The sequence below is a fragment of the Enterobacter hormaechei subsp. hoffmannii genome (assembly GCF_001729745.1).
GTDB lineage: Bacteria > Pseudomonadota > Gammaproteobacteria > Enterobacterales > Enterobacteriaceae > Enterobacter > Enterobacter intestinihominis.
The window spans coordinates 1,077,936-1,093,482 of record NZ_CP017186.1; the positions used below are offsets into that span (position 1 = coordinate 1,077,936).

Below are 15,547 nucleotides of genomic sequence, written 5' to 3' on the forward strand. Positions count from 1 at the left end.
AGAGAAGCCTATGTTTGGTGGAAAAGGCGGTCTGGGTGGCCTGATGAAGCAGGCTCAGCAGATGCAGGAAAAAATGCAGAAGATGCAGGAAGAGATCGCTCAGCTGGAAGTCACGGGTGAATCCGGTGCCGGTCTGGTCAAGGTGACCATCAACGGTGCGCACAACTGCCGTCGCGTTGAAATCGACCCGAGCCTGCTCGAAGACGACAAAGAGATGCTGGAAGATCTGGTTGCAGCCGCGTTTAACGATGCCGCTCGCCGTATCGACGAAACCCAGAAAGAGAAAATGGCCTCTGTTTCCAGCGGTATGCAACTGCCGCCGGGCTTTAAGATGCCATTCTGATGCAAACCAGTCCGCTGCTCACGCAGTTAATGGAAGCACTGCGCTGCCTGCCGGGCGTTGGCCCGAAGTCGGCGCAGCGTATGGCGTTTACGCTATTGCAGCGCGACCGCAGCGGCGGGATGCGCCTGGCGCAGGCTCTGACCCGCGCCATGTCAGAAATTGGTCACTGTGCGGATTGCCGGACCTTTACCGAGCAGGACGTCTGTAACATCTGCACGAACCCGCGTCGTCAGGAAAACGGTCAGATTTGCGTGGTGGAGAGTCCGGCGGACATCTACGCCATCGAACAAACCGGGCAGTTTTCCGGCCGCTATTTCGTGCTGATGGGGCATCTCTCCCCGCTGGACGGCATCGGCCCGGATGATATCGGTCTCGATCGTCTTGAACAGCGTCTTGAGTCCGAGACAATCAAAGAGGTGATCCTCGCCACCAACCCGACGGTGGAAGGGGAGGCAACCGCCAACTACATCGCCGAGCTGTGTGCGCAGTACGGCGTTGACGCCAGCCGCATCGCCCACGGCGTGCCGGTCGGCGGTGAGCTGGAGATGGTCGACGGCACCACGCTGTCGCACTCGCTGGCCGGACGACACAAGATTATTTTCTGACCAAACGGAGGCTGCGTGCGCGGCCTCCGCTTGAAAATTCCCCCCCTTATCCCCATCTCTCACTCAACGTTTTACAACCCCATTAAATGGCATTGTTGAGGTCGACTTAGATGAAAGGACAAGAAACCCGTGGTTTCCAGTCAGAAGTAAAACAGCTTCTGCACCTGATGATCCATTCCCTGTATTCCAACAAAGAAATCTTCCTGCGTGAACTGATTTCCAACGCCTCCGATGCGGCGGACAAGCTGCGCTTCCGCGCGCTGTCCAACCCGGATCTGTACGAAGGCGATGGCGAACTGCGCGTGCGCGTCTCTTTTAATAAAGAGAACCGCACCCTGACGATTGCCGATAATGGCATCGGGATGAACCGCGACGAGGTGATCGACCATCTCGGCACCATCGCTAAATCCGGCACCAAAGCGTTCCTCGAGTCCATGGGCTCTGACCAGGCGAAAGACAGCCAGCTGATCGGTCAGTTCGGCGTAGGCTTCTACTCGGCATTCATCGTGGCGGATAAAGTCACCGTGCGCACCCGCGCTGCGGGCGACAGCGCCGAAAACGGCGTGCTGTGGGAATCCAAAGGGGAAGGCGAATACACCGTTGATGATATCACCAAAGCGGATCGCGGCACCGAAATCACTCTGCACCTGCGCGAAGGCGAAGACGATTTCCTGAACGACTGGCGCGTACGCTCCATCATCAGCAAATATTCTGACCACATCGCGCTGCCGGTTGAGATTGAAAAACAGGAAGAGAAAGACGGCGAAACCGTGGTTTCCTGGGAGAAAATCAACAAGGCGCAGGCGCTGTGGACGCGCAACAAAGCTGAAATTAAAGACGACGAGTACAACGAGTTTTACAAGCACATCGCCCACGACTTTACCGACCCGCTGACCTGGAGCCACAACCGTGTGGAAGGGAAGCAGGAGTACACCAGCCTGCTGTACATTCCGGCGCAGGCGCCGTGGGACATGTGGAACCGCGATCACAAGCACGGCCTGAAGCTGTACGTGCAGCGCGTCTTCATCATGGACGACGCCGAGCAGTTCATGCCGAACTACCTGCGCTTTGTGCGTGGCCTGATAGATTCCAACGATCTGCCGCTGAACGTCTCCCGTGAAATTCTCCAGGACAGCACCGTCACCCGTAACCTGCGTAACGCCCTGTCCAAGCGAGCGTTGCAGATGCTGGAAAAACTGGCGAAAGACGATGCGGAAAAATACCAGACCTTCTGGAAACAGTTCGGCCTGGTGCTGAAAGAAGGCCCGGCGGAAGACACCGCGAACGTGGAAGCTATCGCTAAACTGCTGCGCTTCGCCTCTACGCACAACGACTCCTCCGCCCAGACCGTGTCGCTGGAAGAGTACGTCTCCCGCATGAAAGAAGGGCAGGAGAAGATCTACTACATCACCGCCGACAGCTATGCGGCAGCGAAGAGCAGTCCGCATCTGGAGCTGCTGCGTAAGAAAGGCATCGAAGTGCTGCTGCTGTCTGACCGCATCGACGAGTGGATGATGAACTACCTGACCGAGTTCGACGGTAAATCCTTCCAGTCCGTTGCTAAAGCCGACGAGTCTATCGATAAGCTGGCGGATGAAGTGGACGACAGCGCGAAGGAAGCCGAGAAGGCGCTGGAGCCGTTCGTTGAGCGCGTGAAAACCCTGCTGGGCGACCGCGTGAAAGAGGTGCGCTTCACGCACCGTCTGACCGATACGCCAGCCATTGTCACCACCGATGCGGACGAAATGAGCACCCAGATGGCGAAACTGTTCGCGGCGGCGGGCCAGGCCGTGCCGGAAGTGAAATATATCTTTGAGCTTAATCCGGATCATCCGCTGGTGAAACGCGCGGCGGATACCCAGGACGACGCCCGCTTTGCGGAGTGGGTTGAACTGCTGCTGGATCAGTCCCTGCTGGCCGAGCGCGGCACCCTGGAAGATCCTAACCTGTTCATTAAACGTGTGAATGCGCTGCTGCTGGCGTAATACAAAACCTACCCCTCACCCTGGCCCTCTCCCCAAAGGGGAGAGGGTATAATCGTCCCCTCTCCCCTTTGGGGAGAGGGTTAGGGTGAGGGGGCATTCTCGCACTAACCCAAATAATCTCCCCCCGTTAACCGTTTCAGCCTCCCCGCCTTCCTTGAGCGATACCCGTTCTGGTGGTATTGTTTAGCGCTTTTGAAAAATTGAATCGACATTTGAGGGGATTTTCGCAATGCGTATTATTCTGCTTGGCGCTCCGGGCGCGGGTAAGGGAACTCAGGCTCAGTTCATCATGGAGAAATACGGTATTCCGCAAATCTCTACTGGTGACATGCTGCGTGCCGCTGTTAAATCTGGCTCCGAGCTGGGCAAACAAGCTAAAGACATCATGGACGCAGGCAAGCTGGTGACCGACGAACTGGTTATCGCGCTGGTAAAAGAGCGCATTGCTCAGGAAGACTGCCGCAATGGTTTCCTGCTGGACGGCTTCCCGCGCACCATTCCTCAGGCTGACGCCATGAAAGAAGCTGGCATCAACGTGGATTACGTGCTGGAGTTCGATGTACCGGACGAACTGATCGTTGACCGTATCGTTGGCCGTCGCGTGCACGCTGCCTCTGGCCGCGTTTACCACATCAAATTCAACCCGCCTAAGGTTGAAGGCAAAGACGACGTGACCGGCGAAGAGCTGACCACCCGTAAAGACGATCAGGAAGAAACCGTGCGTAAACGCCTGGTGGAATACCATCAGATGACCGCACCGCTGATCGGCTACTACTCCAAAGAGGCGCAGGCGGGTAACACCAAATACGCGAAAGTTGACGGCACCAAAGCCGTGGCTGACGTACGTGCAGAGCTGGAAAAAATCCTCGGCTAAGCGCACCTCTCTCACCCGGAGCCCCGGGTGAGAAAAATTCTCATCTTACCTATTACAGCAATGGGTTTCGTTTAAACGCATTTCCGCTACAATTGACAGCCTATCAAATGGTTAAGAGGCGTGAATGAGTCAGGCGAAAACCGGCATCCTGCTTGCCAATCTGGGCACCCCAGAAGCACCTACTCCAGCGGCGGTAAAACGCTACCTGCGACAATTTTTAAGCGACACGCGCGTCGTGGATACCCCAAGACTGCTGTGGTGGCCACTGCTGCGTGGTGTCATTCTGCCGATTCGTTCTCCGCGTGTAGCAAAGCTCTATCAGTCCGTGTGGATGGAAGAAGGCTCGCCGCTGATGGTCTACAGCCGTCGTCAGGAGAAGGCGCTGGCCGCCCGTCTGCCGGACATGCCCGTTGCGCTCGGTATGAGCTACGGTAAGCCATCCCTGGAAAGCGCCGTCGACTCTCTGCTGGCGCAGGGCGTTGAACACATTGTGGTGCTGGCCCTTTATCCGCAGTATTCGTGCTCCACGGTGGCTGCCGTCTGGGACGAACTGGCACGCATTCTGGCGACCCGCCGCCGTATACCGGGCATCACCTTTATCCGCGACTACGCCGATAACGAGCTGTACATTCAGGCGCTTGCCAGCAGCGCGCGCGCGTCGTTTGAAAAACACGGCGAGCCGGATCTGCTGCTGCTCTCCTATCACGGTATTCCGCAGCGTTTCGCGAACGAAGGGGACGATTACCCCCAGCGTTGCCGCGATACCACCCGCGAGCTGGTCTCCGCCCTCGGCCTGCCGCCTGAGAAGGTGATGATGACCTTCCAGTCGCGCTTCGGTCGTGAACCGTGGTTGACCCCGTATACTGATGAAACGCTAAAAATGCTGGGCGAGAAGGGCGTGAAGCACATTCAGGTTATGTCGCCGGGCTTCTCGGCGGATTGTCTGGAAACGCTGGAAGAGATTGCCGTCCAGAACAAAGAGTTCTTCATGGAGGCCGGCGGAACGAAATACGAATACATTCCTGCGCTTAACGACTCCCCTGAACACATCGATATGATGGTGTCACTGGTCACCACCCGCCGCTGATCGCGTTATGGGCCGGGTTTGTGCTACCATTCCCGGCCCGTATTCTTTGCACAGTTCAGACCATGAAATTTCCCGGTAAACGTAAGTCCAAACACTATTTCCCCGTCGATGCCCGCGATCCGCTGTTACAGCAAATTCAGCAGGAAAGCGAAACCAGCGCTGCCTGGGTGGTCGGTATCGATCAGACGCTGGTGGACATTGAAGCCAAAGTGGATGATGCGTTTGTCGCACGTTACGGTCTGAGCGCCGGGCACTCGCTGGTGATTGAGGATGACGTTGCCGAAGCGCTGTATCAGGAACTGATGCGCGAAAATCTTATCACCCACCAGTTTGCTGGCGGCACCATCGGTAACACCATGCACAACTACTCCGTTCTGGCAGACGACCGCTCGGTACTGCTTGGCGTGATGTGCAGCAATATCGAAATCGGTGGCTACGCCTACCGCTACCTGTGCAATACCTCCAGCCGCACCGATCTGAACTATTTGCAGGGCGTTGACGGGCCAATTGGTCGTTGCTTTACGCTGATAAGCGATTCCGGCGAGCGTACCTTTGCCATCAGCCCCGGCCATATGAACAAGCTACGCGCTGAAAGTATTCCGGAAGAGGTGATCGCGGGCGCGTCTGCGCTGGTGTTGACGTCTTATCTGGTGCGCTGCAAGCCGGGCGAACCAATGCCGGACGCAACCATGAAGGCAATTGAGTATGCGAAGAAATACAACGTGCCTGTGGTTCTGACGCTGGGCACCAAATTCGTGATTGCCGACAACCCGGAGTGGTGGCAGGCCTTCCTGAAAGAACACGTCTCGATTCTGGCGATGAATGAAGAAGAAGCCGAAGCGCTGACCGGCGAAAGCGATCCGCTGCTGGCGTCTGATAAGGCGCTGGACTGGGTGGATCTGGTGCTCTGCACCGCAGGGCCGGTCGGGCTGTACATGGCGGGCTTCACGGAAGAAGAGAGCAAGCGGAAAACCCAGCACCCGCTGCTGCCGGGCGCTATCGCCGAATTTAACCAGTACGAGTTCAGCCGCGCCATGCGTCATAAAGACTGCATCAACCCGCTGCGTATCTTCTCCCACATTGCACCGTATATGGGTGGCCCCGAGAAGATCATGAACACCAACGGCGCGGGCGACGGCGCGCTGGCCGCGCTGCTGCACGACATCACCGCTAACGCCTACCACAAAACCAATGTGCCGAATTCCAGCAAACACACCTTCAACTGGCTGACCTATTCCTCGCTGGCGCAGGTGTGCAAGTACGCGAACCGCGTGAGTTATCAGGTGCTGAACCAGCATTCACCGCGCTTAACGCGTGGGCTGCCGGAACGGGAAGACAGCCTCGAAGAGGCGTATTGGGACAGGTAAAAGAAGACCCCTCACCCTGGCCCTCTCCCCAAAGGGGAGAGGGAACTTGAACACCCTCTCCCCTTTGGGGAGAGGGCTGGGGTGAGGGGACCAGGCCGCACAAAATTTACCCCGTCACCGCCTCTTCAACCGGCGGCTTCGTCAGCATTGTCAGCATCGTATTCGCAATCTCACGCTCACCCATCACCACCTGATTCGCGCCGCGCTCGGTAATGTACTCCACTTCGTCATCATAATGGGCGCGGGCTATGATTTCGATATGCGGGCATTTTTCACGGGCTGTGGCGACAATCTCGCCAGCCTCGTAACCGTTCGGGATAGTGAGCAGCAGCCAGCGAGCGCAGTCCAGATGCGCCAGATTCATAATCTCTTCGTTAGCCGCGTTGCCCAGCACCGCGCGGATGCCGCGCTCGCGAAGTTCGTCGACGCGGGTGCGTGACGTTTCAATCACTACAAGTGGAATGCCCTGAGCCATCAGTTTTTCACCCAGCAGGCTGCCGACGCGGCCAAAACCGACCAGCAGCGCGTGGTTGCATATATCCACCGGGATCTGTTTCTCTTCTTCTGTCGCCTCTTCCAGCGTCAGCTCTTCGAGGGTTTCGGTCTTCTCGAGATATTTCTCCAGCAGGGCAAACAATACCGGGTTCAACATGATGGAGAGGATCGCCCCCGCCAGCACCAGATTTTGCCCAGCCTGTGGCAGCAGATTCAGGGCCATTCCCAGACCAGCCAGAATAAAGGCGAACTCGCCAATCTGCGCCAGGCTGGCGGCGATGGTCAGCGCCGTGCGCGGCGAGTGACCGAACATCCGCACCAGGAAGAAGGCGGCAACGGACTTACCAAAGATGATGATTGCCAGCGTACCCAGCACGGCCAGCGGCTGCTGGATGAGGATCATCGGGTCGAACAGCATCCCGACGGAGACAAAGAACAGCACCGCGAACGCATCACGTAATGGCAGAGTATCGTGCGCGGCACGGTGGCTCAGCTCGGACTCGTTCAGCACCATCCCGGCGAAGAACGCGCCCAGCGCAAAGGAGACGTCAAACAGCTCGACAGCGCCAAAGGCAATGCCCAGCGCCAGCGCAAGGACCGAAAGCGTGAACAGTTCACGCGAGCCGGTGGCGGCGCTGCGGGACATGATCCACGGCACCAGACGGCGGCCCACCAGCATCATGATGGCAATAAACGCCACAACCTTACCGATGGTAATGCTCATATCCAGCGCCAGCGAAGCGAAGCCGATATTCTCTTTTTCCATCATCCCGGCGACGGCGGGCAGCAGTACCAGCGTCAACACCATCACCAGATCTTCAACTATCAGCCAGCCAATCGCGATTTGCCCGCGCTGGCTGTCTATCAGCTGCCTCTCTTCAAGCGCGCGCAGCAGCACCACGGTACTGGCGGTTGAAAGACACAGCCCAAATACGATACCGGTCATGATTGACCAGCCCAGCACCGCCGAAAGCGCCATGCCCAGCAGCGTCGCCACCCCTATCTGGGCGATCGCTCCCGGTATGGCGATCGACTTTACCGCCATCAGATCCTTCAGGGAAAAATGCAGTCCGACGCCAAACATCAGCAGGATAACGCCCAGTTCCGCCAGCTCCGGTGCAAGTTTGGTATCTGCGACAAAACCCGGCGTAAAGGGTCCTGCCAGCACGCCCGCTAACAAATAGCCTACCAGGGGCGAAATACGCAGTTTGTTGGCAATCATGCCGAGGATAAAAGCGAGCACAAGTCCACCAACAATGGTGGTGATAAGCGGTGTGGCGTGGTGCATTCCGTCTCCTTTCGCGATGGGTGATCCATTTTTGGTGCAAATACCAAAAAGCCGATTAATAGTTTATGACAATTTTTACGCTTATGTTTATGAATAATTGTTGAAATCACAATAAAAAGGCAATAAGCATAAAAAAAGGCAGGTTTTGATAAATTTGCTGAGGGGAGGGAGAGGAAAGCCTTATGGCATCAGGTTATCCGGCTGCCAAAGTTTAACTTTGGCAGCCATGAAGTTACGCTTTATGACGGTTGTCAGGCAGGAATATGGTCAACATCCCCAGAAGTGGCAGGAAAGCGCAGATTTTATAGACCAGGAAGATGCTGGTGTGGTCTGCAACCATCCCTAACACGGCGGCGCCAAGGCCGCCCATGCCAAAGGCAAAACCGAAAAAGAGACCGGAAACCATACCGATACGTCCCGGCAGTAGCTCCTGCGCATAGACCAGAATGGCTGAAAACGCCGACGCGAGAATAAAACCAATAATCACTGTCAATATTCCGGTCCATTCCAGCGTTGCGTACGGTAAAACAAGCGTAAACGGCGCAACGCCGAGGATAGAGCCCCAAATCACATATTTACGTCCGATTTTATCTCCCACAGGGCCGCCAATCACCGTGCCTGCCGCCACCGCAAACAGGAAGGCAAAGAGATGGAACTGGGCGTTTTGTACCGATAATCCGAATTTTTGCATCAGATAGAAGGTGTAATAGCTGCTAATGCTCGCCATATAGAAATATTTCGAGAAAATCAGCACCAGCAACACGCTGACGGCAAGGATCACCTTATTACGCGGAAGGGGATTGGTTATCTTCGCGACAGGTTTTCCCTTATTTACGCGGTGCTGCGCGGCATACCAGCGGCTGATTTGCGCCAGGACGACAATCGCCAGCAGCGCGGCCAGCACAAACCACGCCACGTTGCCTTTGCCGTAAGGCGCGATAATTACCGCCGCCAGCAGAGGACCGAGGGAGCTACCAACGTTCCCCCCCACCTGGAACAGAGACTGCGCCAGCCCGTGGCGTCCGCCGGAGGCCATACGCGCCACGCGGGACGATTCCGGATGGAACACCGATGAACCGGTTCCTACCAGCGCCGCGGCAACCAGTACCGCCTCAAAGCTGCCCGCCATGGCCAGCAGCACCAGCCCGCTCAGGGTGAAGCACATCCCAATGGGCAGCGACCATGGCATCGGGTATTTGTCCGTCCAGTAGCCCACCACCGGCTGTAGCAGCGAAGAGGCCAGCTGGAAGGTCAGGGTGATCATCCCGATCTGCACGAAGGTTAATGAGAACTCAGACTGCAACAGCGGGTAGATCGCCAGAATCAGCGACTGGATCATGTCGTTGAGCAGATGAGAGAGACTGATTGCGCCTAATACTTTGAAGGAAGTGCGCGATTTCGGCGGCGACGCCGGAACGCCCTGAACAGGCTGGGTTGATTCACTGATTGCCATAAATACCACGTCAATTTGTAATTAGAGATGCAGGGAGTAATTATTATCCGACTAACATACTCGTCCGTGACATTTGAAGAAAGTCGCAATTCTGAAAACTTATTTGTCTATTCTTGTGAGTCACTGTAATTTTTGCGTTTGTCTATGGGTCAGGGAGAGAGAAGATGAAGTTAATAAAGCGTGGCGTCGCGCTGGCGCTCATCGCCGCATGGGGGCTGACAAGCCTGCCCGCGCAGGCGTATGAAAAAGATAAAACCTATAAAATTACCATTCTGCATACTAACGATCATCACGGCCATTTCTGGCGCAGCGAATACGGTGAATATGGCCTGGCGGCGCAAAAAACGCTGGTGGACGGCATTCGTAAAGAGGTCTCGGCTCAGGGCGGCAGCGTGCTGTTGCTGTCGGGCGGGGATATTAATACCGGCGTACCGGAATCTGATTTGCAGGATGCCGAGCCTGATTTCCGCGGCATGAATTTAATTGGTTACGACGCGATGGCGGTCGGAAACCACGAGTTTGATAACCCGCTGAGCGTATTGCGCCAGCAGGAAAAGTGGTCCAAATTTCCGTTCCTTTCCGCCAATATTTATCAGAAAAGCACCGGCGAGCGCCTGTTTAAACCGTGGGCGCTGTTTAAGCGTCAGGATCTGAAGATCGCGGTCATCGGCTTAACCACCGACGATACGGCCAAAATTGGCAACCCTGAATTTTTCACCGACATCGAATTCCGTAAACCGGCGGACGAAGCGAAGCTGGTGATCCAGGAGTTGCAGCAGAATGAAAAACCGGATGTGATTATCGCTACCACCCACATGGGGCATTACGACAACGGTCAGCACGGCTCTAACGCGCCGGGCGACGTGGAGATGGCGCGCAGCCTTCCTGCGGGCTCGCTGGCGATGATTGTGGGCGGTCATTCGCAGGATCCGGTCTGCATGGCTTCTGAGAATAAAAAGCAGGTAGATTATGTGCCCGGCACGCCGTGCGCGCCGGATCGTCAGAACGGGATCTGGATTGTACAGGCCCACGAGTGGGGTAAATACGTTGGCCGTGCGGATTTCGAATTCCGTAACGGCGAGATGAAGCTGGTGCACTATCAGCTCATCCCGGTCAACCTGAAGAAGAAAGTGACCTACCCGGACGGCAAAAGCGAGCGGGTACTCTACACGCCAGAGATCGCTGAAAACCAGCAGATGCTCTCCCTGCTGACGCCGTTCCAGAGCAAAGGGAAAGCGCAGCTGGACGTGAAGATTGGCACGCTTAACGGACGACTGGAAGGGGACCGCAGCAAAGTCCGCTTCGTACAAACCAACATGGGGCGTCTGGTGCTGGCCGCGCAGATGGCGCGCACGAATGCGGATTTCGGCGTGATGAGCGGCGGCGGTATTCGTGATTCCATCGAAGGCGGAAACATCACCTATAAAGACGTGCTCAAAGTGCAGCCGTTTGGCAACGTGGTGGTGTATGCGGACATGAGCGGGAAAGAGGTAATTGACTACCTGACCGCCGTGGCGCAGATGAAGCCGGACTCCGGAGCGTATCCGCAGTTTGCTAACGTCAGCTTCGTCGCGAAGGACGGTAAGCTCAACGATCTCAAAATCAAAGGCGAACCTGTTGATCCGGCGAAAACCTACCGCCTGGCAACGTTAAGCTTTAACGCCACCGGCGGCGACGGCTATCCGCATATCGATAACAAACCGGGCTATGTAAATACCGGGTTTATTGATGCGGAAGTGTTAAAGCAGTTTATCCAGCAAAATTCACCGATTGACGTGAACGCGTATGAGCCGAAGGGCGAGGTGAGCTGGCAGTAGAGCGGGTGTGTTGTGCCGGGTGGCGGCTACGCCTTACCCGGCCTACATTCGAATCGTAGGCCCGGTATGCGCAGCGCCACCGGGCAATTTTCTCAATCCCTGCGCGCAATATCCGCAAATTTCGCGTCCAGCATTTTCGCCAGATCGCCTGCGGCCAGTTCGATATCCAGCCCGCGTTTGCCGCCAGAAATATAGATCGTCTCAAATTCCTGCGAAGGCGCATCGATCAGGGTCGGCAGACGCTTTTTCTGGCCGAGCGGGCTGATCCCGCCGACCAGATAACCCGTAGTGCGTTGCGCAACCATCGGGTCTGCCATATCGACCTTTTTCGCTCCCAGCGCTTTGGCCACTTTCTTCAGATCAAGCTGTCCGGCGACGGGCGTCACTGCCACGGCGAGGTGCTTCATATCGCCATTCACCGCGACCAGCAGCGTTTTGTATACCTGGTCCGCGTTCAGCCCCAGCTTGCGCACCACTTCATCACCAAAGTTGGTTTCGTTCGGATCGTGATCGTAGGTGTGGATCCGGAAAGAAATTTTGTTTTTTTCGAGTAATTTAACGGCGGGAGTCATGGCTATCCTTCTTACGACAGACGGTTCATGCCAGCAGCATACGCCTGACGTTTGTCTAAAAAATAGCACCATCTTGCGCAATAGTATTGGCAGTGATGGTTACTTTGAGCGACAATCGGCGTAGCCGAAGGTCACTTCGGTATAATAAAAACGATGAAATTCCTCTTTGACGGGCCAATAGAAATATTGGCCATTTTTTTATTTCAGCAGCGACGGCAAATTCCCTTCTCCGTACAAATGCAACGCGCCAACCGCGACAACATAACGACCGGCAGGCAGGGCATACAGCGTCTCCCGCCACGCCTGGTTGCGCGCGTTCATCAGCACATCATACAACGATTCACTGAACGTCGACGGTAACGCCAGCTTACCGTCTGCGGGCGGCGCATCCAGCCACCAGCCAATCATCGTTTGCAGCAGACGCGCGTTGGTGTGCCAGTGGGTCAGGGTATCATCCAGCAGCATCTTGCCGTCATCAGGAAGCTGGCGAAGAAGCGCAATCTGGCTGTCCGTGCCTTCCAGTTCAATGACGGACAGGTTGCACGCCCTTGCCGCATTCAGCAGTTGATAATCGATACCGTAATCGCCGCGCAGCCCCAGGCGCTGCGCCTGGGTTGCCTGTAGCACCATGGCAATTTGCCACAGGGGCAGGGTGTCGAGCATTGAGAGCGAGACGCCGGACTCATCCGCAAGACGGGTAAGCTCAGCCAGCTGCGTCTCGTTAAGACGTTCAGCCAGGGGGCGGTCGCTTTCCAGCCCGGCAAACGGCGATTCATGGCCGGAGATGTCGGCTTCGACGATCAGCGCGTCGGCGCGCTTCAGTAGTTTAATCAGGCCGGAGGGCAGGGGGGACATATCCTGCGTGCCCATATGAATGCTTCCCACCAGGTGCAGTTGCTGCCCACCCGGAAGCGAAATATCCATACCGGGCCAGGCATAACGGCGGGGAAAAAGGGCGCGAAACGATGTTTTTATACGATTAAACAGACCCATACGCGCTCCATAAACGGAAAGGTTCATGCTAGCGCGTGGGGAAGGGGGGCGCAATAGGCGAAAGCCGGGCGGCGCTGCGCTTACCCGGCCTGCTTCCGGGATTCTACGCTTTCGGTTTAAACCGCAGCAGACGGTTAGCGTTGCTCACCACGGTAATTGACGAGAGCGCCATCGCCGCACCCGCAACAACCGGGTTCAGCAGGGTGCCGGTCAGCGGCCACAAAATCCCGGCGGCAATCGGAATGCCGAGCGAGTTATAGACGAAGGCCCCCAGCAGGTTCTGCTTCATGTTGCGCAACGTGGCTTTCGAAATCGCCAGCGCATCCGCCACGCCCATCAGGCTGTGGCGCATCAGGGTGATTGCCGCGGTTTCAATGGCGACATCGCTCCCGCCGCCCATCGCAATACCTACGTCAGCCTGCGCCAGCGCCGGGGCGTCGTTGATGCCGTCGCCGACCATCGCCACCTGACGACCATCACGTTGCAATTTCCTGATGGCGTCCGCTTTGCCATCTGGCAGTACGCCGGCTATCACCTCATCAATCCCGGCTTCTCTGGCGATGGCGTTAGCGGTAGTCGGGTTATCACCGGTTAACATCACCAGGCGATAGCCCGCGTGGTGCAGGCGTTGCAAGGCATCCACGCTGTCCTGGCGTAACGGATCGCGTACGGCCAGCAGCGCCGCCACCTGACCATTCCTCGCCAGCAGAACCGGCGTCGCGCCCTGAGAGGCCTGCGCGTTCAGCTCAGCGTCCAGCACGGACGTATCAACACCGTGTTCAGTTAGCAGTGCCTGGTTACCCAGCAGCAGCGTATGGCCTTCTGCTTCACCGCTGACCCCTAAACCGCGCAGGGTGCGGAAGTTGCTTACCTGCGGCAGACGGGCATCACCGGCTTTCTCAAGGATGGCGCGCGCCAGCGGGTGACTGGAGCCTTGTTCCAGCGCGGCGGCCAGGCGCAGGGCATCCGTCTCCGTACAGCCAATGGTATTAACGGCCACTACCTGCGGTTTGCCCTCGGTGAGCGTGCCGGTTTTGTCAAAGACGAGGGTGTCCAGCGTGCTTGCCCGTTGCAGGGCGTCAGCATCACGGACCAGTACGCCAAATTCGGCGGCGCGTCCGACGCCAGAGATAATCGACATCGGCGTGGCCAGACCAAGGGCACAAGGACAGGCGATGATCAGTACCGTGGTGGCGATCACCAGGGTGTAGACAATCTGCGGCGCCGGGCCGAAGAAATACCAGATTGCCGCGCTCAGCAGGGCAATACCGACCACCACTGGCACAAAAATGGCGGAGATTTTATCGGCAAGCTGACCAATTTCCGGCTTACTGCTCTGCGCCTGGCGGACCATCCGAATGATGCGTGACAGTGTGGTATGACTGCCAACGGCGCTGGCGCGGAACAGCACGCTGCCGTCCTGTACCACCGTACCCGCATGCACCGCATCGCCCTGAGATTTCTGCTGGGGGATCGGCTCACCGGTCAGCATGGCTTCATCAAGCCAGGCATCGCCCTGGGTGACTTCACCGTCGACGGGCACGCGGTCACCGGTGGTGAGACGAAGCGTCATACCGGGTTGTACCTCTGAGAGAGGAACGCTTTTTTCCCCATCGTCGGTGACCACGCGGGCCGTCGGCGGGGTTAAATCGAGTAATCTCTCCAGCGCTTTCGACGAGCGCTGACGCGCGCGGGCTTCGAGCATATGGCCTAAGTTAATCAGACCAATAATCATCGCGCTCGCTTCATAATAGAGATGGCGCGCCTCCATCGGGAACCACTGTGGCCAGACGTTAACGCTCATCGAATACAGCCACGCCGCGCCCGTCCCGAGCGCGACCAGCGTGTCCATCGTCGCGGTGCGGTTTTTCAGGCTCTTCCAGGCGCTGGTATAGAAATGTCCGCCTGCAAACACCATCACCGCAAGGGTAATCAGACCAATCACCAGCCACAGGGTGCGGTTGTCTGCGGTGACCATCATGTTGTCACCCATCATGCCCCACACCATCACCGGAATACCGACCAGCAGGGCGACAATCGCCTGCCAACGGAAGCGCTTCATGGTGGCGACAGCCGTTTCCTGCTGGCGCTCGCGGCGCTCGGCATCATCTTCGATGGCCTCCGCCCCGTAGCCCGCTTTCTCCACGGCCTGCACTAAATCTGCGGCGGAGGCACTGCCCATCACCAGCGCAGTACGCTCCGCCAGGTTTACCCGTGCCTGTGCGACGCCCGGTACCGCCTGTAAGGCGTTTTGTACCCGGGAGACACAGCTGGCGCAGCTCATGCCGTTGATCAGCAGCTGTTGGCTGTCATCAATATCATCAGCTACCGGAAGCTCAGGAGTGGCCGCTGTCAGTGCTTCCGACGGGGATGATGACTCTGCCAGCGGTTTAGCCTTTGGGTGGCTTAACTCCGCCCCGTAACCGGCCTGTTTAATGGTATCAATCAGCGCGTCGGCGCTGGCGCTGCCGGTCACGGCGGCATGATCGATAGTCACCTCAGCGCTTTCCACATCAGGACGCTGCTCCAGGCTTTCTTTAACACGTTTGACACAGTGGCCGCAGGAGAGGCCGTCCAGTGTCAGGTCAATAGTGTGAGACATAACAAAACTCCCGTATAATGTTCTGGTCAATTGTTGACCTTCACTCTGCTTTTCGCTAACTGTTAT

General features: G+C 57.0%; 12 protein-coding genes. 7 read left to right on the top strand and 5 right to left on the bottom strand.

Annotated features, from left to right (window positions below; translation table 11 throughout):
• The first annotated feature begins 10 nt into the window (after nt 1–10).
• The 6 genes from BFV65_RS05015 (at nt 11) to BFV65_RS05040 (ending at nt 6,261) form a co-directional block, all read left to right on the top strand.
• Complete coding sequence (locus BFV65_RS05015; RefSeq protein ID WP_003858972.1) at nt 11–343, top strand: YbaB/EbfC family nucleoid-associated protein; 333 nt, start codon at nt 11–13, stop codon at nt 341–343.
• Nucleotides 343–948 (top strand): recombination mediator RecR, encoded by a 606-nt coding sequence (gene recR / locus BFV65_RS05020; protein WP_006809843.1) that lies wholly within the window; start codon nt 343–345, stop codon nt 946–948. The genes BFV65_RS05015 and recR overlap by 1 nt, the downstream gene beginning before the upstream one ends.
• 110 nt (nt 949–1,058) lie before the next feature.
• Nucleotides 1,059–2,933 (top strand): molecular chaperone HtpG, encoded by a 1,875-nt coding sequence (gene htpG / locus BFV65_RS05025; protein ID WP_069596310.1) that lies wholly within the window; start codon nt 1,059–1,061, stop codon nt 2,931–2,933.
• A 229-nt stretch (nt 2,934–3,162) separates the two neighbouring features.
• Entirely contained in the window at nt 3,163–3,807 is a 645-nt protein-coding gene (gene adk, locus BFV65_RS05030) for an adenylate kinase (RefSeq protein ID WP_022647279.1), read from the top strand.
• A gap of 124 nt (nt 3,808–3,931) precedes the next feature.
• Entirely contained in the window at nt 3,932–4,894 is a 963-nt protein-coding gene (gene hemH, locus BFV65_RS05035; protein WP_017383216.1) for a ferrochelatase, read from the top strand.
• A 62-nt stretch (nt 4,895–4,956) separates the two neighbouring features.
• Nucleotides 4,957–6,261 (top strand): inosine/guanosine kinase, encoded by a 1,305-nt coding sequence (locus BFV65_RS05040; protein WP_022647280.1) that lies wholly within the window; start codon nt 4,957–4,959, stop codon nt 6,259–6,261.
• A 106-nt stretch (nt 6,262–6,367) separates the two neighbouring features.
• Here the strand turns inward: BFV65_RS05040 and ybaL are convergent, their stop codons facing one another.
• Together ybaL and BFV65_RS05050 are read right to left on the bottom strand one after the other, a co-directional pair.
• A complete protein-coding gene (gene ybaL, locus BFV65_RS05045) occupies nt 6,368–8,044 on the bottom strand; it encodes a YbaL family putative K(+) efflux transporter (RefSeq protein WP_022647281.1) in 1,677 nt (558 codons plus the stop codon).
• 232 nt (nt 8,045–8,276) lie between these two features.
• Nucleotides 8,277–9,497 carry an MFS transporter gene (locus BFV65_RS05050; RefSeq protein ID WP_063163454.1) on the bottom strand — a complete coding sequence of 407 codons (1,221 nt, stop codon included), beginning with the start codon at nt 9,495–9,497 and terminating at the stop codon, nt 8,277–8,279.
• Between the two features lie 164 nt (nt 9,498–9,661).
• Here BFV65_RS05050 and ushA point away from each other — a divergent pair, with 164 nt between their 5' ends.
• Nucleotides 9,662–11,314, top strand: a complete 1,653-nt coding sequence (ushA, locus tag BFV65_RS05055) for a bifunctional UDP-sugar hydrolase/5'-nucleotidase UshA (RefSeq protein WP_023305601.1) — start codon at nt 9,662–9,664, stop codon at nt 11,312–11,314.
• 92 nt (nt 11,315–11,406) lie between these two features.
• Here the strand turns inward: ushA and ybaK are convergent, their stop codons facing one another.
• The 3 genes from ybaK to copA form a co-directional block, all read right to left on the bottom strand.
• Complete coding sequence (gene ybaK / locus BFV65_RS05060) at nt 11,407–11,886, bottom strand: Cys-tRNA(Pro)/Cys-tRNA(Cys) deacylase YbaK (RefSeq protein WP_010428207.1); 480 nt, start codon at nt 11,884–11,886, stop codon at nt 11,407–11,409.
• Between the two features lie 198 nt (nt 11,887–12,084).
• A complete protein-coding gene (locus BFV65_RS05065) occupies nt 12,085–12,879 on the bottom strand; it encodes a TraB/GumN family protein (protein ID WP_023299471.1) in 795 nt (264 codons plus the stop codon).
• Nucleotides 12,880–12,982: 103 nt separating this feature from the next.
• Entirely contained in the window at nt 12,983–15,481 is a 2,499-nt protein-coding gene (gene copA, locus BFV65_RS05070) for a copper-exporting P-type ATPase CopA (protein ID WP_069596311.1), read from the bottom strand.
• Between the last annotated feature and the right edge of the window lie 66 nt (nt 15,482–15,547).